This is a genomic window from Rhodopseudomonas sp. (assembly GCF_036404135.1).
Taxonomy (GTDB): domain Bacteria; phylum Pseudomonadota; class Alphaproteobacteria; order Rhizobiales; family Xanthobacteraceae; genus Rhodopseudomonas_A.
Genome location: NZ_DASWPE010000171.1, coordinates 1 through 20,201 on the forward strand (window position 1 = coordinate 1; position 20,201 = coordinate 20,201).

The 20,201-nt window shown below is 64.4% G+C and carries 17 protein-coding genes and 2 pseudogenes; 9 read left to right on the forward strand and 10 right to left on the reverse strand.

Annotated elements, in window-relative coordinates; all coding sequences use genetic code 11:
* The 6 genes and pseudogenes from VGC77_RS19905 to VGC77_RS19930 form a co-directional block, all read left to right on the forward strand.
* Positions 1-808: ABC transporter ATP-binding protein (locus tag VGC77_RS19905; protein WP_331173299.1), on the forward strand; the 808-nt coding region annotated here is incomplete at its 5' end.
* Between the two features lie 9 nt (positions 809-817).
* A complete protein-coding gene (locus VGC77_RS19910; RefSeq protein WP_331173300.1) occupies positions 818-1,921 on the forward strand; it encodes an ABC transporter ATP-binding protein in 1,104 nt (367 codons plus the stop codon).
* Positions 1,921-2,823, forward strand: a complete 903-nt coding sequence (locus VGC77_RS19915; protein WP_331173301.1) for a sugar ABC transporter permease — start codon at positions 1,921-1,923, stop codon at positions 2,821-2,823. The genes VGC77_RS19910 and VGC77_RS19915 overlap by 1 nt, the downstream gene beginning before the upstream one ends.
* Positions 2,824-2,840: 17 nt before the next feature.
* The gene (locus VGC77_RS19920) at positions 2,841-3,647 is read left to right on the forward strand and encodes a carbohydrate ABC transporter permease (protein ID WP_331173314.1); all 807 of its coding nucleotides are present in this window, start codon (positions 2,841-2,843) and stop codon (positions 3,645-3,647) included.
* A gap of 4 nt (positions 3,648-3,651) precedes the next feature.
* On the forward strand, positions 3,652-3,981 hold the full coding sequence (locus tag VGC77_RS19925; RefSeq protein WP_331173302.1) for a DUF2160 domain-containing protein: 330 nt from the start codon (positions 3,652-3,654) through the stop codon (positions 3,979-3,981).
* Between the two features lie 118 nt (positions 3,982-4,099).
* Positions 4,100-5,833 (forward strand): annotated as a pseudogene (locus tag VGC77_RS19930) (ABC transporter substrate-binding protein).
* A 488-nt stretch (positions 5,834-6,321) separates the two neighbouring features.
* On the opposite strand, the gene VGC77_RS19935 reads toward VGC77_RS19930, so the two are convergent.
* The 10 genes and pseudogenes from VGC77_RS19935 to VGC77_RS19980 form a co-directional block, all read right to left on the reverse strand.
* Positions 6,322-7,425 (reverse strand): alkene reductase, encoded by a 1,104-nt coding sequence (locus VGC77_RS19935; protein ID WP_331173303.1) that lies wholly within the window; start codon positions 7,423-7,425, stop codon positions 6,322-6,324.
* 196 nt (positions 7,426-7,621) lie between these two features.
* Positions 7,622-8,125, reverse strand: coding sequence for a DUF1993 domain-containing protein (locus VGC77_RS19940; RefSeq protein ID WP_331173304.1), 504 nt, complete (start codon positions 8,123-8,125; stop codon positions 7,622-7,624).
* Between the two features lie 84 nt (positions 8,126-8,209).
* A pseudogene (locus VGC77_RS19945) lies at positions 8,210-9,315 on the reverse strand (branched-chain amino acid ABC transporter permease).
* 10 nt (positions 9,316-9,325) lie between these two features.
* A complete protein-coding gene (locus tag VGC77_RS19950; protein ID WP_414709701.1) occupies positions 9,326-10,345 on the reverse strand; it encodes a branched-chain amino acid ABC transporter permease in 1,020 nt (339 codons plus the stop codon).
* 103 nt (positions 10,346-10,448) lie between these two features.
* On the reverse strand, positions 10,449-11,171 hold the full coding sequence (locus tag VGC77_RS19955) for an ABC transporter ATP-binding protein (RefSeq protein ID WP_331173306.1): 723 nt from the start codon (positions 11,169-11,171) through the stop codon (positions 10,449-10,451).
* 397 nt (positions 11,172-11,568) lie between these two features.
* The gene (locus VGC77_RS19960) at positions 11,569-12,333 is read right to left on the reverse strand and encodes an ABC transporter ATP-binding protein (protein ID WP_331173307.1); all 765 of its coding nucleotides are present in this window, start codon (positions 12,331-12,333) and stop codon (positions 11,569-11,571) included.
* Positions 12,334-12,399: 66 nt separating this feature from the next.
* Positions 12,400-13,578 carry a substrate-binding domain-containing protein gene (locus VGC77_RS19965; RefSeq protein WP_331173308.1) on the reverse strand — a complete coding sequence of 393 codons (1,179 nt, stop codon included), beginning with the start codon at positions 13,576-13,578 and terminating at the stop codon, positions 12,400-12,402.
* 264 nt (positions 13,579-13,842) lie between these two features.
* Complete coding sequence (locus tag VGC77_RS19970) at positions 13,843-15,093, reverse strand: lytic murein transglycosylase (RefSeq protein ID WP_331173309.1); 1,251 nt, start codon at positions 15,091-15,093, stop codon at positions 13,843-13,845.
* Between the two features lie 7 nt (positions 15,094-15,100).
* Positions 15,101-15,424 (reverse strand): hypothetical protein, encoded by a 324-nt coding sequence (locus tag VGC77_RS19975; RefSeq protein ID WP_331173310.1) that lies wholly within the window; start codon positions 15,422-15,424, stop codon positions 15,101-15,103.
* A 315-nt stretch (positions 15,425-15,739) separates the two neighbouring features.
* On the reverse strand, positions 15,740-17,182 hold the full coding sequence (locus VGC77_RS19980) for a helix-turn-helix domain-containing protein (protein WP_331173311.1): 1,443 nt from the start codon (positions 17,180-17,182) through the stop codon (positions 15,740-15,742).
* Positions 17,183-17,382: 200 nt separating this feature from the next.
* Here VGC77_RS19980 and VGC77_RS19985 point away from each other — a divergent pair, with 200 nt between their 5' ends.
* From VGC77_RS19985 to VGC77_RS19995, 3 genes are all read left to right on the forward strand, one after another.
* A complete protein-coding gene (locus tag VGC77_RS19985) occupies positions 17,383-19,020 on the forward strand; it encodes an isocitrate lyase (RefSeq protein ID WP_331173312.1) in 1,638 nt (545 codons plus the stop codon).
* A gap of 20 nt (positions 19,021-19,040) precedes the next feature.
* Positions 19,041-19,250 carry a DUF4170 domain-containing protein gene (locus VGC77_RS19990; RefSeq protein ID WP_011471847.1) on the forward strand — a complete coding sequence of 70 codons (210 nt, stop codon included), beginning with the start codon at positions 19,041-19,043 and terminating at the stop codon, positions 19,248-19,250.
* A gap of 224 nt (positions 19,251-19,474) precedes the next feature.
* Positions 19,475-20,041 (forward strand): hypothetical protein, encoded by a 567-nt coding sequence (locus VGC77_RS19995; RefSeq protein WP_331173313.1) that lies wholly within the window; start codon positions 19,475-19,477, stop codon positions 20,039-20,041.
* The last annotated feature ends 160 nt before the right edge of the window (positions 20,042-20,201 follow it).

Genomic DNA, 20,201 nt, shown 5'->3' on the forward strand with positions numbered 1-20,201 from the left:
TTACGAGAATATCGCCTCGCCGATGCGGGTGGCCCGCCGCAAGCCGGCCGAGATCGAGCAGCGGGTGCAGGAGGCGGCGAAGCTGATGAAGCTCGAGCCGTATCTGAAGCGCACCCCGCTGCAACTCTCCGGCGGCCAGCAGCAGCGCACCGCGATGGCGCGGGCGCTGGTGAAGGGCGCCGACCTGGTGCTGCTCGACGAGCCCTTGGCCAATCTCGACTACAAGCTGCGCGAGGAATTGCGCGTCGACCTGCCGCGCATTTTTGAGGCGTCGGGCGCGATCTTCGTCTACGCCACCACCGAACCGTCGGAAGCGCTGCTGCTCGGCGGCAACACCGTCTGCATGTGGGAGGGCCAGGCGCTGCAGAACGGCGTCACCGCGCAGGTCTATCGCCGCCCCGAAACCTTGCGCGTCGCGCAGGTGTTCTCCGATCCGCCGCTCAATCTCGTCAATGTCGAGAAGAAGAACGGCGCCATCGATTACGCCGGCGGCGGCACGGGGCCCGCGACCGGGCTATTCGCCGGGCTCGGCGACGGCGCCTACCGGGTCGGCTTTCGCGCCCATCAGCTCGAAGTCGCCGCCGGCCACGCCGACCGCCACGGCTTTGCCACAACGGTTTCGGTGACCGAAATCACCGGCTCGGAGAGTTTCGTGCATCTCAAGCGCGGCGACGCCAATTGGGTCGCGGTGCTGCAGGGCGTGCACGACTTCCTGCCCGGGCAGCGGCTCGACGCCGTGCTCGATCCGGCCAATCTGTTAGTGTTCGACGCCGCCGACCGCCTGGTCACAGCACCCCCGGCGATGTGAGGCGCAGCGATGGCCCGCATTGACCTGGTCGATCTTGCGCACAGCTACCTCGTCGGCAGCGATCTGCCGCCGGAGGCCTATGCGCTGAAGCCGGTGTCGATGACCTGGCGGCAGGGCGGCGCCTATGCGCTGCTCGGCCCTTCCGGCTGCGGCAAGACCACGCTGCTCAATCTGATTTCCGGCATCGTCACGCCGTCGCGCGGCCAGATCCTGTTCGACGGCGTCGATATCACGCAACGATCGACGCAAGCGCGCAACATCGCCCAGGTGTTCCAGTTTCCGGTGATCTACGACACCATGACGGTGGGGCAGAACCTGGCGTTTCCGCTGAAGAACCGCGGCGTGCCGAAGCCCGAGATCGACAAACGCGTCGCCGAGATCGCCGACCTGCTCGACCTCACCCCGCATCTCAAACGCAAGGCGACGCGGCTCACCGCCGACGCCAAGCAGAAGATCTCGCTCGGCCGCGGCCTGGTACGCGCCGATGTTTCCGCGATCCTGTTCGACGAGCCGCTCACCGTGATCGACCCGCACCTGAAATGGGAGCTGCGCTCGAAATTGAAGGCGCTGCACCGCGCGCTGGATCTGACGATGATCTACGTCACCCACGATCAGACCGAGGCGCTGACGTTCGCCGACACCGTGGTGGTGATGCATGACGGCCTCGTGGTGCAAAGCGGCACGCCGGAGGAATTGTTTGAAAGACCCGCGCACACTTTCGTCGGCTATTTCATCGGCTCGCCCGGCATGAACGTGGTGCCGGCGCAAGTGCGCGGCCGCGAGGCCAAGATCGCCGGCCACGTCATCCCGCTCGGCCGCAGCTATGATCATCTGCCGGCCGGCGCGAAAATCGAAATCGGCGTGCGCCCGGAATTCGTTCACGTCGCGCCGCTGGCGCCGGGGCTGCTTGCAGCCAACATCGAGCGGATCGACGATCTCGGCCGGGTGCGGTTCGCCAGGCTCCGGGTCGGCGATGTGAAGTTCGCGGCGCGGATGCCGCCGGGGTTGTCGGAGCCGGGCGCGCAGGTCGGACTGGTGTTCGAGCCGTCGCGGATCTTGGTCTATGCCGATAGTCGCCTCGTCGAAGGCCGGGCGTTGGAGAAGGTGGCCTGATGGACAAGACCGTCAATCAGAAGGCCTGGTTCCTGGTGCTGCCGGTGTTCGCCATCGTGGCGTTCTCGGCTATCCTGCCGCTGATGACGGTGGTGAACTACTCGGTGCAGGACACCTTCGGCAACAATCAGTTCTTCTGGAACGGGGTCGGCTGGTTCAAGGAGCTGCTCGATCCATCAAGCGATCTCGGCGGGCGTTTCTTCGCCTCGCTGGCCCGCAACCTGGCGTTCTCGGCAGTGATCCTCGTCATCGAGGTGCCGCTCGGCATTGTGGTGGCGCTGGCGATGCCGCGCCGCGGCTGGAGCGTGGCGCTATGCCTGGTGATCATGGCGCTGCCGCTGTTGATCCCGTGGAACGTGGTCGGCACCATCTGGCAGATCTTCGGCCGGCCCGACATCGGATTGCTCGGCTACACGCTGAACGGGCTCGGTATCGACTACAACTACGTCTCCAACGCGTTCGACGCCTGGGCCACGGTGGTGGTGATGGACGTCTGGCACTGGACCAGCCTGGTGGCGCTATTGTGCTACGCCGGGCTGAAATCGATCCCCGACGCCTATTATCAGGCGGCGCAGATCGACGGCGCCTCGCGCTGGGCGGTGTTCACCGCGATCCAATTGCCGAAGATGCACCGCGTGCTGTTGATCGCCGTGCTGCTGCGCTTCATGGACAGTTTCATGATCTACACCGAACCCTTTGTGGTGACTGGCGGAGGACCCGGCAATTCCACCACCTTCGTCTCGATCGAGCTCGTCAAGATCGCGCTCGGCCAGTTCGATCTCGGCAAGGCCGCGGCGCTGTCGATCGTCTACAACCTGATCATCATCATCGTGTGCTGGGTGTTCTACACCGTGATGACCCATGCCGGCTCCGACCGCGACATCACCCCGGAGGCCGCATGATGCACGGCGAACGCACGATGCATTCGATCCCCGGCCGTCGGCTGATCCTGGCGCTGTTCTTGATCTTCCTGCTGCTGCCGATCTACTGGCTGGTCAATATGAGCTTCAAGACCAATGGCGAGATCGTCTCGACCATGACGCTGTGGCCGCACCAGCCGACGCTGGCCAATTACATCCGGATCTTCACCGACGAGAGCTGGTATTCCGGCTATATTCATTCGCTGCAATACGTCGTGCTCAACACGCTGATCTCGATCTCCTTCGCGCTGCCTGCCGCCTACGCGTTCTCGCGCTACCGCTTTCTCGGCGACAAGCATCTGTTCTTCTGGCTGTTGTCGAACCGGATGGCGCCGCCGGCGGTCTACGCGCTGCCGTTCTTCAACCTGTATTCGGCGATCGGGCTGTTCGATACGCCGTGGGCGGTGGCGCTGGCGCATTGCCTGTTCAACGTGCCGCTGGCGGTGTGGATTCTCGAAGGCTTCGTCTCCAGCGTGCCGCGCGAGATCGACGAGACGGCTTTCCTGGACGGCTATTCGTTTCCGAGATTCTTCGTCAAGATCATGATGCCGCTGATCGCCTCGGGCATCGGCGTCGCGGCGTTCTTCTGCTTCATGTTTTCCTGGATCGAACTGTTGTTGGCGCGCACCCTGACCTCGGTCAACGCCAAGCCGATCTCCGCGGTGATGACCCGCACGGTGTCTGCGGCCGGGATGGACTGGGGGCTGCTGGCCGCGGCCGGCGTGCTCACCATCATCCCCGGCGCGTTGGTGATCTGGTTCGTCCGCAATTACATCGCGCGCGGCTTTGCCTTGGGGCGGGTGTGACATCATGGACAACATCGCCTGGATGGCCTGGACCGCGCCGACCGCGATCTTCTTCGCGCTGCTCGCCGGCACGCTCGCGGTGATGACCTGGCTGGCGCTGGCCTATCCGGAGGCCGAACGGGTCGGCATCTTGCGCATTCCGACCACCCGCGGCGACCGGCTGTTTCTGTCGCTGATTTCGGCGGCGGTGATTCACTTGGCGTGGATCGGCTTTGTCGGCAGCGATCCCTTGCTGACGCTGCCGATCGACGCCGACGGGGTTGAAATTTCGAGCCTGTGGCTCGCCACCGGGCTTTCGCTGCTGTTCGCCGTTGCGATCTTTCGCAAGGTGTAAGCGGCGACCACCAGCAGATCCGGGATCAACCCGGACCTGAATGAACGACGCAACGGAGGAACAGATGCGACACTCACTCGGACAGCGCCGTCGCTCGATGCGCTCATTCTTTCTCGGCATGGCGAGCGCCGCGGCGCTGATCGCGGTGCAAGTGGCTTCGCCGGCGCGCGCCGACGACGTCATCGCGCAGAAATGGATCGATGAGGAATTCCAGCCCTCGACGCTGTCGAAGGAGGATCAGCTCAAGGAGCTGCAATGGTTCGCCAAGGCGGCGGAGCCGTTCAAAGGCCTGGAGATCAACGTGGTCTCGGAAACGCTGACCACGCATGAATATGAGGCGCGCACGCTCGCCAAGGCCTTCACCGAAATCACCGGGATCAAGATCAAGCACGACGTGATCCAGGAAGGCGACGTGGTGGAGAAGCTGCAGACCCAGATGCAGTCCGGCAAGAACGTCTATGACGGCTGGATCAACGATTCCGATCTGATCGGCACGCATTTCCGCTACGGCCAGACCGTGGCGCTGTCGGACTACATGACCGGCGAGGGTAAGGACGTCAGCGATCCGATGCTCGACGTCGCCGACTTCATCGGCAAGTCGTTCACCACCGCGCCGGACGGAAAATTGTATCAGCTGCCGGACCAGCAGTTCGCCAACCTGTATTGGTTCCGCTACGACTGGTTCACCAATCCGGACTACAAGTCGAAGTTCAAGGCCAAGTACGGCTACGACCTCGGCGTGCCGGTGAACTGGTCGGCCTATGAGGACATCGCCGAATTCTTCACCAACGACATCAAGGAGGTCAATGGCGTCAAGGTCTATGGCCACATGGACTATGGCAAGAAGGATCCGTCGCTGGGCTGGCGCTTCACCGACGCCTGGCTGTCGATGGCCGGCAATGGCGATCGCGGCATTCCCAACGGCCTGCCGGTCGACGAATGGGGCGTCCGCATGGAAGGCTGCCGGCCGGTCGGCTCGTCGATCGAGCGCGGCGGCGACACCAACGGCCCCGCGGCGGTGTATTCGATCGTGAAATATCTCGACTGGCTGAAAAAGTATGCGCCGCCGTAGGCCCAGGGCATGACCTTCTCGGAGTCCGGTCCGGTGCCGGCGCAAGGCAACGTCGCCCAGCAGATCTTCTGGTACACCGCCTTCACCGCCGACATGGTGAAGCCCGGCCCGGTGACCAATGCCGACGGCACGCCGAAGTGGCGGATGGCGCCGTCGCCGCATGGAGCCTATTGGAAGGACGGCATGAAGCTCGGCTATCAGGATGCCGGCTCGGTGACGCTGTTGAAGTCGACGCCGCCGGATCGCCGCAAGGCGGCCTGGCTGTATCTGCAGTTCATCATCTCCAAGACGGTGAGCCTGAAGAAAAGCCATGTCGGGCTGACCTTCATCCGCGAATCCGACATCTGGGACAAGTCGTTCACCGAGCGCGCGCCGAAACTCGGCGGGCTGATCGAGTTCTACCGCTCGCCGGCGCGCGTGCAGTGGACCCCGACCGGCAACAACATCCCGGACTATCCGAAGCTGGCGCAATTGTGGTGGCAGAACATCGGCGACGCGGCGTCCGGCGCCAAGACCGCGCAGGCGGCGATGGATTCGCTGGCGGCGGCGCAGGATTCGGTGCTGGAGCGGCTGGAGAAATCCAAGGTGCAGGGCGATTGCGGGCCGAAGCTCAATCCGAAGCAGAGCGCCGAATATTGGTACGCCAAGTCGGAAAAGGACGGCAATATCGCGCCGCAACGCAAGCTCGCCAACGAGAAGCCGAAGGGCGAGACGGTGGACTACGACACGCTGATCAAGTCGTGGCCGGCCTCGCCGCCGAAGCGCGCCGACGCGCGGTAGGCGGACGACACGCAAGTAAGTGCGTCGACGCACAAGTCGGCGCGTCAGGCGGCAAAGCGAAAGGCCGGGAGCGATCCCGGCCTTTGTTTGTTACGAGGCGCTGGCTTGCTGGCACAGGCTCATCGTTGCGGAGCGCCGGGCCGCAAGCACTGCGTCACCTCTCCCCGCGTGCGGGGAGAGGTCGGATTGCGAGCGCAGCGAGCGATCCGGGTGAGGGGGCGTCTCGGCAGATCTCTGCGCTCCCTCACCCCAACCCTCTCCCCGCAAGCGGGGCGAGGGGGCGCGCTGCCGATGCGGCGAGCGCAATCGCAACGAAAAAGGCCGGGAGCGATCCCGGCCTTTATCGTTTGTGCAGCGGCTCCACGTCATTGCCAGGAGCTGTTGCGACGAAGCAATCCAGGGCTGCACAAGAAGCCGCTGGATTGCTTCGCTTCTCGGCCGGCACTGCGCGCCGTCCTCGGCTCGCAATGACGTGGTTGGTGCGTCGCTTACTGCGCCGCCTGCAGCTTTTCGCCCAGCACCGGATAGTCGGTGTAGCCCTTGGCGCCGCCGCCGTAGAAAGTGTCCTTGTCGGGTTCGTTGAACGGCCCGCCGGCCTTCAGCCGCTCGACCAGATCCGGATTGGCGATGAACGCCTTGCCGAACGCGATCAGGTCGGCCGCGTTGGCCGCCAGCACCTGGTTGGCGAGCGCCAGATCGTAGCCGTTGTTGGCGATGTAGGTGCCGTGGAAGCGCTTGCGTAACGACGCGTAGTCGAACGGCGCGACGTCGCGCGGGCCGCCGGTGGCGCCTTCGACGACGTGAACATAGACCAGCTTCAGCGCGCTGAGCTGATCGACGATGTACTCGAACAATGGCTGCGGATTGGAATCCGAGGCGTCGTTGGACGGCGTCACCGGGGAGATGCGGATGCCGGTTCGCTCGGCGCCGATCTCCCTGACCACCGCGGCGGCGACCTCGAGCATCAGCCGGGCGCGGTTCTCGATCGAGCCGCCATAATTGTCGGTCCGCTTGTTGGTGCCGTCGCGCGCGAACTGGTCCAAGAGATAGCCGTTGGCGCCGTGAATCTCCACGCCATCGAAGCCGGCGGCGATGGCGTTGGCGGCGGCCTTGCGATAATCCTCGACGATGCCGGGAAGTTCGGAAAGCTCGAGCGCGCGGGGCTCGGAGACGTCGGCAAACGTGCCGCCGACGAAGGTCTTGGCGTTGGCGCGGATCGCCGAGGGCGCCACCGGCGCGCCGCGGTTCGGCTGCAGATCGACATGCGAGATGCGGCCGACGTGCCAGAGCTGGATGAAGATCTTGCCGCCGCGCTTATGCACCTCGTCGGTGACGTTGCGCCAACCGGCGACCTGCTCCTTGGAATAGATTCCGGGGGTGTCCTGATAGCCCTGGCCCTGCTGCGAAATCTGGCTGGCCTCGGTGATCAGCAGCCCGGCGCTGGCGCGCTGGCCGTAATATTCGACCGCCAGAGGATTGGGCACGAAGCCGGCGAGGGCGCGGTTGCGGGTCAAAGGCGCCATCACGGTGCGGTTGGACAGCGTGAGCGGGCCGAGTTTGTAGGACTCGAACAATTTGGTCGGAGTGCTCATGGGGGAGGGGGTCCTGGACGATTGCAATGGCCTGGAACTGTGTATGTGCGGCGCGAAAGGCAAGGACCTCGCCTAAAATAGATGCGTCTGCATGATAAATTGGAATGCCTGATGCGCGGTCACAGACGATTCAGCATAAGCTGCTTTCGACCACCGCGGTGGTGGTCGAAAGCCGCCGTTGAAGACCTCTCGCCGATCAGTTGACGCCGAGGAAATCGTGCTTGCCGACCTCGACGCCGCTCATCCGCAGGATGCCATGCGCGGTGGAGACGTGGAAGTAAAAGTTCGGCAGCGAAAAGTTGCTGAGAAACTGCTGGCCGGTGAGGGTGGTGGTCTTGGCGGGGCCGCTGGGGAAAGTGATGTCGCGGGTCGCGGCGCTGTCGAATTGCGCCGGCTTGAAGCCCTGCAGGTAAGCCACGGTCTTGGCGATCCGCTGCTGCAATTCGTCGAAGCTGGTCTCGGTATCCGGCGTCACCGGCACCTCGCTGCCGGACAGGCGGGCGGCGCCTTTGGCGGCGAAGTCGCAGGCGAGCTGCACCTGCCGGGTCAGCGGCAGCATGTCCGGAAACAGCCTCGTGCCGAGCAGCGTCGCCGGCTCGATCTTCTTGGCGGCGGCATAGGCCGCGGCCTTTTTCAGGCTGGCGGACAGGCTGCCAAGCATTTGCAGATAGGCCGGCACGGCGAAATCGTAAAAGGACATGTGATGCTCGTTTTCTAGGAGAGGGAGCAGCGTGGAGGGCAAGAAAGATGCTGCTGCATGAATCTGGGAACTGGGCAGGTAAAATCAACCGCTGACGCCGCGCGAACGAGAAGATTTTTGTCGCGCGCCGTGGCGGCGCGAGGGGTGCCGCAGCCGGCCGACGATGCCGGTGGGGAAAAAATACACGCTGGCGATGAACAATACCCCAGCCACAGCAGCCAGCGGTCAGGATGCAGCAGCCCCGGCAATAGCGGCAGCCCGGCGTCGGCGGCGGCGTTGGCGGCGAGCCCCATCAAGGCTTGCAGATAATTCTGCGCCAGGATGAAGATGGTAGCGCCGATGATTGCCCCGTAGATCGTGCCCATGCCGCCGATCACCACCATCAAGAGAATGTCCAGCATGATCGAAAACGACAGCGAGGTGTCCGGCCCGGCATAGCGTAGCCACATCGCGTTCAATGCGCCGGCCGAGGCGGCGACCAGCGCGGCGATGCAATTGGCGTAAGTCAGATGAAACACCGTGCGATAGCCCAGCGCCTCGGCGCGGAATCTGTTCTCGCGCACCGCCTGCAAGACCCGGCCGAACGGCGAATTCACCACCCGCAATAGGCCTAAGATCATCGCCACGCAGCCGGCGAAGATGATGTAGTAGGTCAGGGTGCGGCCGGTGATCGCGACGCCGAACAGGTTTTTTGCGAACACGGTGTCGGGGCGCAGCAAGTCCGGCAATTGGAAGCTGCGGCCGTCCTCGCCGCCGGTCAGCCACGACAATTGAGACGCCAGCACCAGAAACGCCGAGGCCACCGCCAGCGTGATCATCGCGAAAAAGATCGCCTCGACCCGCAGCGAAAACAGCCCAATGGCGAGCGCCAGCAATGCGGCGAGCGGCAGGCCGATCGCGAGGCCGATGGCGATCGCGCCCCAGCTCGGCCCCAGCGTGTAGAGCGCAATCGCGATCGCGTAGGAGCCGATGCCGTAGAACATGGTGTGGGCGAACGACACCGTGCCGGTGTAGCCGAGCAGCAGGTCGTAGGACGCAACCAGTGCCGCGAAAATGCAGATCTTGCTGGCGACGTTGAGCGGTTTGGCGTCGGGAAACAGCACCGGCGCCAGCGCCAGCGCCGCGACGATGGCGATCAGCAGCGCGCTGAGCAGCCGGCTACGCGGCGGATCGCCCGACAGCAGCATCATCGGCCAATCCTCATCGGCTTGTCACCGCGTAGAGCCCGCGCGGCCGCCACATCAGGATCGCGACCATCAACAGGATGTTCGACACCAGCGCCAGTTTCGGCAGCAGGAAGCCGCCGTAATTGGCGACCATCGCCACCAAGAGCGCGCCGATGAAGCAGCCGCCGATCGAGCCGAGCCCGCCGATGATCACCACGATGAACACCAAGACGGTGAGGTCGTTGCCCATCGAGGCGTGCACCTGCTCGCGATACAGCGCCCACATCACGCCGCCCAATCCGGCCAGCGCCGAACCGACCATGAACACGCCGAGGAACAGCCGCTTGATGTGATAGCCGAGCGCTTCGACCATCTCGCGATTCTCGACGCCGGCGCGGATCAGGAGGCCGATCTTGCTGCGGGTCAGCACCAATTGAATGCCGGCGAACACTACCAGCCCGACGCCCATCGCCAGCAGGCGATATTTCGCGATCGCGACGTCGCCGATGATGAACGAGCCGCGCAACGCGGTCGGCAGCGGCAGCGGAATGATCTGCGGCCCCCACAGCGCGTAGAGCGCCTGCTCGGCGACGATCAAGCCGCCGGTGGTCATCAGGATCTGCTTCAGATGCTGGCCGTAGACCGGCAGGATCAGCACGCGCTCCACCACGAGGCCGAGCGCGCCCGACACCGCCATCGCCGCGAGCGCCGCGGGCGTCAGCACCGCGAGGTTGAGCAGGAGTGAGTCGGCCTGCACCCACGCCGACAGCGGCAACAGCACCAGGGTCGCGACATAGGCGCCGACCGCGATGAAGGCGCCGTGGCCGAAATTCAGCACATCCATCAGCCCGAACACCAGCGTCAGCCCCGAGGCTATGATGAAGATCATCATGCCCATGGCGAGCGCCGCCACCGTCAGCGTGATCCAGGTCGAGCCGGAGCCGATCAGGGGCAGCATCGCGAGGGCCAGCAGCACCGGCAGCAGCAGCGGCAGAACATCGCGCGGCGGCTTCGGCAGCGCATCGCTGGCGGATTGTTCAGTCACGCTGGACATCAGCGTCACTGCGAGGAGCGAAGCGACGAAGCAATCCAGGGGCGCGGTGCACGGAGCCCTGGATTGCTTCGCTTCGCTCGCAATGACGTGGATAGGATCGAACTCATTGGCGTGCCTCCAAGCTCAAGCCGAGCAGATGTTCCTGCAAGGCGTTATCAGCCGCCAGCGCCGCCATGCCGCCACGATGCACGATGGCGCCGTTGTCCATCACCAGCACCGCGTCGCCGATCTCGCGCGCGGCATGGAAATTCTGCTCGACCAAGAGGATGGTGGCGCCGCGGCGCTTCAGCTCGGCGAAGCACTCGATCAAGGAGCCGATGATCGCCGGCGCCAGCCCCTTGGTCGGCTCGTCGATCAGCAAGAGTTGCCGCGGCTCGACGATGGCGCGGGCGATCGACAGCATCTGTTTCTGCCCGCCGGACAGGCGGCCGGCGCGCGACAGCCAGAATTTACGCAGCGCCGGGAAGAAGCCGAAGATCCATTCCAGCCGTGCAGTGTCCGGGGCGCCATCGCGGGCCGCGAGCACGAGATTTTCCTTCACCGTGAGATCGGAGAACACCGCCATGCTTTCCGGCACGTAGCCGACGCCGAGCCGGGCGATGTCGGGCGTGGCGAGCTGCTCGATGCGCCGGCCAGCGAGGGTGATGGCGCCCGCGGAGGCCGGCCACAGCCCCATGATGGTGCGCAGCGTGGTGGTCTTGCCGGCACCGTTGCGGCCGAGCAGCATGGTGGTCTTGCCTTCGGCGATCGCAAAGTCGACGCCGTGCAGGATGTGATAGCGGCCGATATGGGTGTGCACGCCGGACAGTGTGAGCAGGTCAGTCATGCCGCGCTCGTTTTCATGCGCGGGACTACTGTCGGCCAATCTCTGGCTCGCGTTGTGGCGACCTTGTTTAGTTCAGCGCTCGCCGCGCAATCTCCCCTCCCCCTTGCGGGGAGGGCAGTTGCATATGGATTGTCGCCAGCTATTGCATCGGTGCTCTCTTCACCCTCCCCTGGAGGGGGAGGGTCGGCGGGTAGCGCGCAAAGCGCGCTGCCCGCCGGGGTGGGGTGAGCTGCGCGCACGGCGGATGACCTCTTCGCCACCCCACCCCGCTCGCTGCGCGAGCGACCCTCCCCCTCCAGGGGAGGGTGATCCTCGCAGCAACCGCATACTTTCATATGCGAGTGCGCTGCCCTTGCGGGGAGGGTGGCCAGCGACAAATCGCTCTCCATAGGCGCCATCATGCTGCGCTCCGCGGCGGCGCGATGCCGAGATAGGCCTGCTGTACGATCGGCGAGGCGATCACCTCGGCGGGCTTGCCGTCGGCGACCAATTGGCCGTTGTGCAACACGATGATGCGGTCGGCGAGCGAGCGCACCACGTCCATCTTGTGCTCGACCAGCAGGATGATCTTGTTCGGATCGGCCTTCAGCCGCGCGATCAGGTCGAGCACCACCGGCACCTCGTCGATGCTCATGCCGGCGGTGGGTTCGTCGAACATCAACACTTTCGGCTGTAGCGCCATCATCAGCGCCACTTCCAGCTTGCGCTGGTCGCCATGAGACAGCACCGTGGCGGCCACGTTGCGGCGATGGCCGAGCGCGACGCTGTCGAGGATGGCGTCGGTGCGTTCGATCAGACCATGCCGCGTCCGCCATGGCCGCAGCATGTCGTAATGCGTGCCGCTTTGCGCCTGCACCGCAAGCCGGACGTTTTCCTCGACGCTCAGCGTCGGAAACAGATTGGTCAATTGGAAGGCGCGGCCGAGCCCGGCGCGGGTGCGCAGCGGCGCGCTGAGCCGGGTGATGTCTTGGCCCTCGAACAGGATGCGGCCGCCGCTCGGGCGCAATTGCCCGGAGATCAGGTTGAAGTAAGTGGTCTTGCCGGCGCCGTTGGGACCGACGATGGCGGTGAGTTCACCGGGACGAAACGTGCAGCTCACCTTGTCGACGGCGACATGGCCGCCGAAACGAATGGTCAGCGATTGGGTTTCCAGCGCGGTCATCGGGACTCAGGGTGCGTGCAGCGGGCGCCTTCACCTCTCCCCGCAAGCGGGGAGAGGGAGAAGTCGTCACCGTTTGTTGCGGATCGGTACGTCCATGTCCTCGATCTTGATCTCGCGGATCGGCTCGTTGACCGCCCAGGCCAGGTCCGGATCGACCTTAACCCTGAAGTGATACATGCTCTGCAGCGCCTGGTGGTCCTCCTTGCGGAACAGCATCTTGCCCTTGGGGGTGTCGAATTCCAGCCCTTCCATCGCGGCGATCAGCTTCTCTGTGTCGGTGGAGTTGGCCTTCGCGACCGCCGCCACCGTCGCCATCGCTGCGGCGAATCCGCCGGCGGTGAAGAAATCCGGCGGCGCGTTGAAACGCTTCTTGTGCTCGGCGACCAGCCAGTCGTTCACCGGGTTCTTCGGGATCTCGTAGTAGTAATAGGTCGCGCCCTCCATGCCGGGGAGCCGTTTGTAGGCGGCGAGCGCCGGCAGAATGTTGCCTCCGGTGGAGATCTCGATGCCGTAGCGCTTCGGGTCCATATCCTGCAGCTTGGTCAGGGGATCGCCGCCGCCAGCCCAGATCACCCAGATGATCTTTTTGCCCGGCTTGTCTTTCAGCGCGTCGAACAATCGCTGGCCGGCCGCGGTGAAATCGGTGGTGGTGGTCGGGACGTATTCCTCCGCGGCCAGCGTCGCGCCGGTTTTCGCCAGCGCGGCCTTGAAGGCGGCGACGCCGTCGCGGCCGAACGCGTAGTCCTGACCGAGCGTCGCCACGGTGACGCCGGGCTTGCCGATCGCCACCGCGTTGGAGATCGCGTCCTGCGACGAGTTACGCCCGGTGCGGAAGATGTAGCGATTCCACTTCTCGCCGGTGATCTGGTCGGCGACCGCGGGCTCGACGATCAGGATCTTCTTGTTCTCTTCGGCAACCGGCAGATCGGCGAGCGCCGCGGCCGACGAGGTCGAGCCGATCGCGATATCGGCGCCGTCGTCCTGATAGGCTTCGGCGAGCGCTGCCTTGGAAAGATCCGGCTTAGACTGGTCGTCCTTGGTGATGATCACGATGTTGCGGCCGTCCACCGTCATCGTGCCCTTGGTGGCGTATTCGAAGCCGAGCCGCAGTCCGGCCTCGGTCTGCTTGGCGTAGGCTTCCAGCGGCCCGGTCTTGCCGTAGATCAGCGCGATCTTGAGATCGTCGGCCTGGGCGGCGGCGGTCAGCGCCAATGTTGCGGCGGCGACAAGCGAAATCGGGCGCACGTGTTTTCCCTCCGGTATTTTTTGTTGGCCGGAGCCTAGAGATTTTGCCGGGGGGAGGGAAGGGGCGGCGGTCGCTAAAGTCTGCGGCGAGGTCTCCGCCAATGCAGATCTGCGATCGGCCTGTTGCGCCTCAACGCGTCGTCTCTGCGCACGCAGGGACGACGCGTGGCGAGGTTGTTTATTGTCGCGAGCGCGCTCCACGCGCGGCCTTCACCTCTCCCCATGGGAGAGGGAGCGTGGTCCCGCGCGCCTCAAGGTGTTGGTCTAATTCTGCTGCGAGACATTCGGTCGCGGGCCGCCGCGCATCCGCGACAACAGCTCGGCGGTCGGCCAGGAATCCGCCGGCAGGCCGTATTTGATCTGCATCGCCTTCACCGCGCTGCGGCTCTGCTGGCCCATCACGCCGTCGACCTTGCCAACATTGAAGCCGGCGCGCACCAGCAATTGCTGGAGTTCGCGTAACTCGTTGAACGGCAATTGCACGACGGGCGCGGCGGGGCGCCGCATCGGCGCAGCACCGGCGATCCGTGTCGCCAGATAGCCCGCGGTGGTGGAATAGATCAGCGAATTATTCCACTCGGTGTAAGCGGCGAAATTGGCATAGGCGAGGAACGCCGGGCCATTGCGGCCCATCGGCAGCAGCAGCGATGCCGGCATATTGTCGTTGGGCAGCGGTCGTCCGTCGGCGAACGCGACGCCCCACTGCGCCCACTGCGCGCGCGGATGCTGGATCGTCAGGTCGGCCTGGTCCCAAGGAAAGTCAGACGGGACATTGCCGGAGACCCGCACCTCCTGTAGCCACGGCTCGCCGCGCCGCCATTTCAAGCCGTTGGCGATGTAGTTGGCGGTCGAGCCGATCACGTCGGCTGGGCTGTGCAGCATGTCGCGGCGGCCGTCGCCGTCGTAATCGACCGCGTAGTTGACATAATGCGTCGGCAGAAACTGTGTCTGGCCGAGTTCGCCGGCCCAGGAGCCGATCATCTCGGAGGGCGCGAGATCGCCGCGGTCGATGATCTTCAAGGCGGCGATGGTCTCGGCCTCGAACATCTTGGCGCGGCGGCAATCATAGGCCAGCGACACCAGCGAGCGCAGCGTCGGCAGCGTGCCCATATTGGCGCCGAAATCGCTCTCCAGCCCCCAGAACGCCGCGATTACCGAAGGCGGCACGCCATATTCCTTCTCAGCGCGGGCGAAGGCCGCAGCATGAGCTTTGATCTTGGCCTGGCCCTGCTGCATCCGGTAGTTCGCCGCCATCCGCCCGGCGAACTCGGTGAACACCTGGCCGAACACCCGCTGCCCGCGGTCGCGGTTGACGATGCCCTGGTCATAGACCAGGCCGGGCGCGGCCGCTGCGATCGCCCGCGGCGAGACGCCGTCGGCGGCGGCCTGCTGTTTCAGCGCGGCCAAGAATGGCTCGAAGCTCTGGCCGCCATGGCAGGTGGCGCCCGATGCGGCGAAAGCGGGAGAGGCGAGCGACGCGATCGAGAGTGCGGCCAAGGGTGCTAAGAGCTTCATCGTATCGTCAATCCTTGATCTCGGAATCGATTGTCCAGTTCGGCACGAAGGTTCTGTCGAAACTCTTCCCGGGATAGATCCTCTGAAAGAGCTCTCGCATCTGCGCGTGTAATTCAGTGAGTTCCTGATGATCCTCGGAAGAAAGATCATGCTTCTCGTAGAACACGTTCGCGATGCGCAAATTCTTTAGGTAGAGCGCCTCAAGACGCTTGAAGGCCGCCTCGTCCTGCTTGCCGGCGTAATAGGCCATTGCAACCTCGATCGCCGAAAAATTCTGGCTGATCAGTCGATGCATATGAGCAAGCTTGAGATTATTCCACCATTTGAACATGAGCCGCCCCCGGCGATGCCCCGAACTTCGCGACTATAACTCCCGCGCGTTGCCGAACGCAAAGCCCGACAAATCCCCTGAGGCGTCATCTCGACTTCTCTGAGTCGTCATCCTGAGGCGGCCGAGCAATGCGAGGGCCTCGAAGGATGCGGCTCGGACGCGTGGGGGCGCCGCGAGCCCGCTGCTATCCTTCGAGCCTCGCTGCGCGGCGCAAGCGCGCCGGCAGCGCGCGCCTCAGGATGACGCTGCGTGGCGTGGCCAGGCCGATCGGAAGTGGGACGCGATCATCAATGCTTGCGTCTCCGAGGCGCGACCTCACAACTCCCGCGCATTGGAAAACGCAAAGCTCGACGCTCGCCGCGTGTTCTCATCCAGGATCAGGCTTCGCGTGATCGGCGGCTCGGCGCGCTGGCTGCAATGCTCGCGCTCGCACAGCCGGCAGTTCACCCCGATCGGGGTGCCTTCCTCCTTGTCGAGATCCATGCCGGCGGCATAGACCAGCTTCGGCGCGTGGCGGATTTCGCAGCCGAGCCCGATGGCGAAGCGCGGCTGCGGCTGCGGATGCGGCATCACCGGGCGGCGCACCATCTGGGCGATCGAGAAGTAGCGGCTGCCGTCGGGCAGTTCGATCACCTGTTTCAACAGCCGGTCCGGGGTGTCGAAGGTGGAGTGCACGTTCCACAACGGGCAGGTGCCGCCGAATTTCGAGAACGGGAAGGTGCCCGACGAAAACCGCTTGGAGACGTTGCCGGCGTTGTCGACCCGCAGCAGGAAGAACGGCACGCCGCGGGCGTTGGGGCGCTGCAGCGTGGTCAGCCGGTGGCAGACCTGTTCGAAGCCGGCGTTGAAGCGCTGCGCCAGCACGTGGACGTCGTAGTTCAAGGTCTCGGCGGCGGCGTGGAAGGCGCCGTAGGGCATCATCACCGCGGCGGCGAAGTAGTTGGCAAGCGTGATGCGGTACAGCCGGCGCGCGGTATCGTCGACCGCGCCGGCGCGGTTGACGATGGCGTCGAAGGTCTTGCCGAATTCGGTGATGCCGATCTGGAATGCGATCTGGAAGGCGCGGCCGGGGCCGTCGATCAGTTCGGAGATCAGCAATTGCCGGCGGTGGCGGTCGAAGCGGCGCAGCGTTTCGCGCATCACCTCCACCGGCATGATCCTGGTGACGATGGAATGCTGTTCGCGCAGCCGTTCGCTCAGGGACACGAACAGGTCCTGCGCCGGCACGTTGAGTTCGTCGCGCAGGTTTTCCGCGGCCTGCTCGATTTCGGGAAAAAAATTGCGGTTGGCCTCGATCAGGTCGCGCACCCGCTCGATCGGGTTGGCCTCGAAGCGGGTGCCTTCCTCGCGGTCGGCCATCTGCGCCGCCAGCGTCTCGCCGCGCCGCGCCTCGGTGTAGGCGGCGTACAGCCGTTGTAACGAATGTGTCACGCCGGGGCACAATTCGGCCAGATCGCGCAGCTCCTGCTTCGGCAGATCGATCTGCCGAAACAAGGGATCGGAGAAAATCTCGTTCAACTCGGCAAAGAAGCGGTCCTCGTCGGCGGTCGCCAGATCCCGCAGGTCGAGGTCATAGGTCTCCGCCAGCCGGAGCAGGATCTGCGCCGTCACCGGCCGCTGATTGCGCTCTATCAGGTTGATATAGCTCGGAGAAATTCCAAGCCCCTCGGCCATCTGGGTCTGCGACAGGCCGAGCTGCTGGCGGATCCGGCGGAACCGGGGGCCGACGAACAGCTTCTTTCCGGAGTCTCCGGCCATTGTCGCGGTCCTTCCCTCGTGACAAAAATTACAAAATTACAGTCGTTACATGTATTCATGTTACATGACATCACCATTCGCTCGCAAGAGGCCTGTACGATTGCGCGAGCTTCGCGTTTAGCTAGCGCCAGTTTCGCAGCGCAATGTCGACGCAATCAAAATACCGCTGCGAATGTGTCGTCACCGAAGGGATCAGAAACATGAATTTCCAGCCACGTGGGCTCAGCGATTTGGCCATCCAGAAGCCGGCCTCCTATCAGAGCGAAATCGCAGCGGCCGAAGCCCTGCTGAAGGACAAGGACACGTGGAATGGCGTCAAGGCCGAGGCGGTGGCCCGGATGCGCCTGCAGAACCGCTTCAAGACCGGCCTCGACGTCGCCCGCTACACCGCGGCGCTGATGCGCGCCGACATGGCGGCCTATGACGCCGACAGCACCAAATACACCCAGTCGCTGGGCTGCTGGCACGGCTTCATCGCGCAGCAGAAGCTGATCTCGGTGAAGAAGCATTTCGGCGGCACCGACCGCACCTATCTGTATCTGTCCGGCTGGATGATCGCGGCGCTGCGCTCCGAATTCGGGCCGCTGCCCGACCAGTCGATGCACGAGAAGACCTCGGTGCCGGCGCTGATCGAAGAACTCTACACCTTCCTGCGGCAGGCGGATTCCCGCGAACTCAACGACATCTTCCGCCAGCTCGATGCCGCCCGCAAGGCCGGCGACAAGGCCAAGGAAACCGCGCTGATCAAGAAGATCGACAATTTCCAGACCCACGTCGTGCCGGTGATCGCCGACATCGACGCCGGCTTCGGCAATGCGGAAGCGACCTATCTGTTGGCCAAGAAGATGATCGAGGCCGGCGCCTGCGCGCTGCAGATCGAAAACCAGGTCTCCGACGAAAAGCAGTGCGGTCACCAGGACGGCAAGGTCACGGTGCCGCACGAGGTGTTCCTGGCCAAGATCCGCGCCTGCCGCCACGCCTTCCTCGAGCTCGGCGTCGAAGATGGCGTGATCGTCACCCGCACCGATTCGCTCGGCGCCGGCCTGACCCAGCAGATCGCGGTCAGCCACAAGCCGGGTGATCTCGGCGACCAGTACAACAGCTTCCTGGATTGCGAGGAAATCACCGCCGACAACGCCCGCAACGGCGACGTCATCATCAACCGCAACGGCAAGCTGCTGCGCCCGAAGCGGCTGCCCAGCAATCTGTACCAGTTCCGCGAAGGCACCGGGGCGGACCGCTGCGTGCTCGACTGCATCACCTCGCTGCAGAACGGCGCCGACCTGTTGTGGATCGAGACCGAGAAGCCGAACATCGCGCAGATCGCCTCGATGGTCGATCGGGTTCGCGAAGTGATCCCGAACGCCAAGCTGGCCTATAACAATTCGCCGTCGTTCAACTGGACGCTCAACTTCCGTTGGCAGGTCTATGATGAGTGGAGCAAGGCCGGCAAGGACGTCAGCCAGTACAATCGCGCCGAGCTGATGAAGGCGGAGTACGACAACACCCCGCTCGGGATCGAGGCCGACGAGTTGATCCGCACCTTCCAAGCGGAATCAGCCAAGCGGGCCGGCATCTTCCATCATCTGATCACCTTGCCGACCTATCATACCGCGGCGCTGTCGACCGATAATCTCGCCCGCGAGTATTTCGGCGAGCAGGGCATGCTGGGTTATGTTAAGAACGTGCAGCGTCAGGAGATCCGCCAGGGCATCGCCTGCGTGAAGCATCAGAATATGGCCGGCTCGGACATCGGCGACGATCACAAGGAATACTTCGCAGGCCAAGCCGCTCTGAAGGCCGGTGGCGCGCATAATACGATGAACCAGTTCGGCTAACGATAAAGCAGGAGACCATCATGTCAGGCAGCAACTTTTGGGTGATTGGCGGTGAATTCGGCTCGATGAACTTCCACAAGCTGGTGGAAGGCTCGGCCCAGGTCAAAGGGCCGTTCAAAACCCGGAAGGAGGCCGAAGATGCCTGGCGTGAGGTCTCGGAAGAGAACCGGCATAAGGCCGGGGTGCGGTTCTCCATCGTGGAAGAGCCGAGCCGCGTGCCCGCCGCTTAACCGATCAACAGCTAAGAAGGCGTCCAAGGGCTGCGGCCTCATCCGAGCGATCGGGTGGGGCCGTTGGCGTTGGCGCTCAGGTGCCGCGTCGACGCCCCGGCGAAGGCAGCAGCCGAACCCCGCTTTGCCGCCGCAACTGGTTGAGAATAAAGCGCCTTTCCGTCGATCGGGGTTACTGCTAGGTTAACGCGTCCAAAGCTCCTCTGTCGGTAAGGCAGCCGCCTATGTCGGACGCGTATAATACCGGCAGCAAATTGAACGAGCCCAGACCGACCCGGCTGCGCGACGCGCTGCGCAAGGCCCGGATCGAGGCCGCCGACCGCACCGGCGTGGTGGTCGATCTGCGCGACGCCGAAATCGCCCGACTCGAAATCCTCGACGAAGCGCTGGATGCGCTGTTCGCCGAGGTGCCGGCCGACGTCGATCTGTTCGACCGTGGCATCAGCCGCGGCGACAATCCGCGGCTGTGGATCGACGTGGTCGCCCATGTGGTGATGGGCCGCGACAAGCGGATGTACCGTTTCGTGCAGGACACTCGCTTCGGCCGCATCGTGCTGGCTGAATCCCACGAGCCGGCGCGCATCGTCGACGCGGTGACCGACTACGTCGCGCGCCGGCTGATCGAGCGCGAGCAGGCCTTGTCGGTGCCGCCGTCGACGGCCGCAGCGCCAGCGGCGGCCGAGCCCGCCAAGCCGCGCCGCAGCGCCGCCTTGAGCTTCGTGCTCGGCGTGGTGGTCGGCGCCGCCGCGCTGTTTGGCGTCGCGTTGTTGGCCAGCCTGCGGAATTTCTGACTGCGAAAAGCGCACGACGCGCCGTCATCCTGAGTGTCTGACCGAAAAAGCAGCGAGCAAAATCAGGGGTTTTTGTCATTGCGAGCCGAGGGCAGCGCGCAGCGCCGACTTCGATGCGAAGCAATCCAGGGGCTTCAAGCGTGGCCCTGGATTGCTTCGT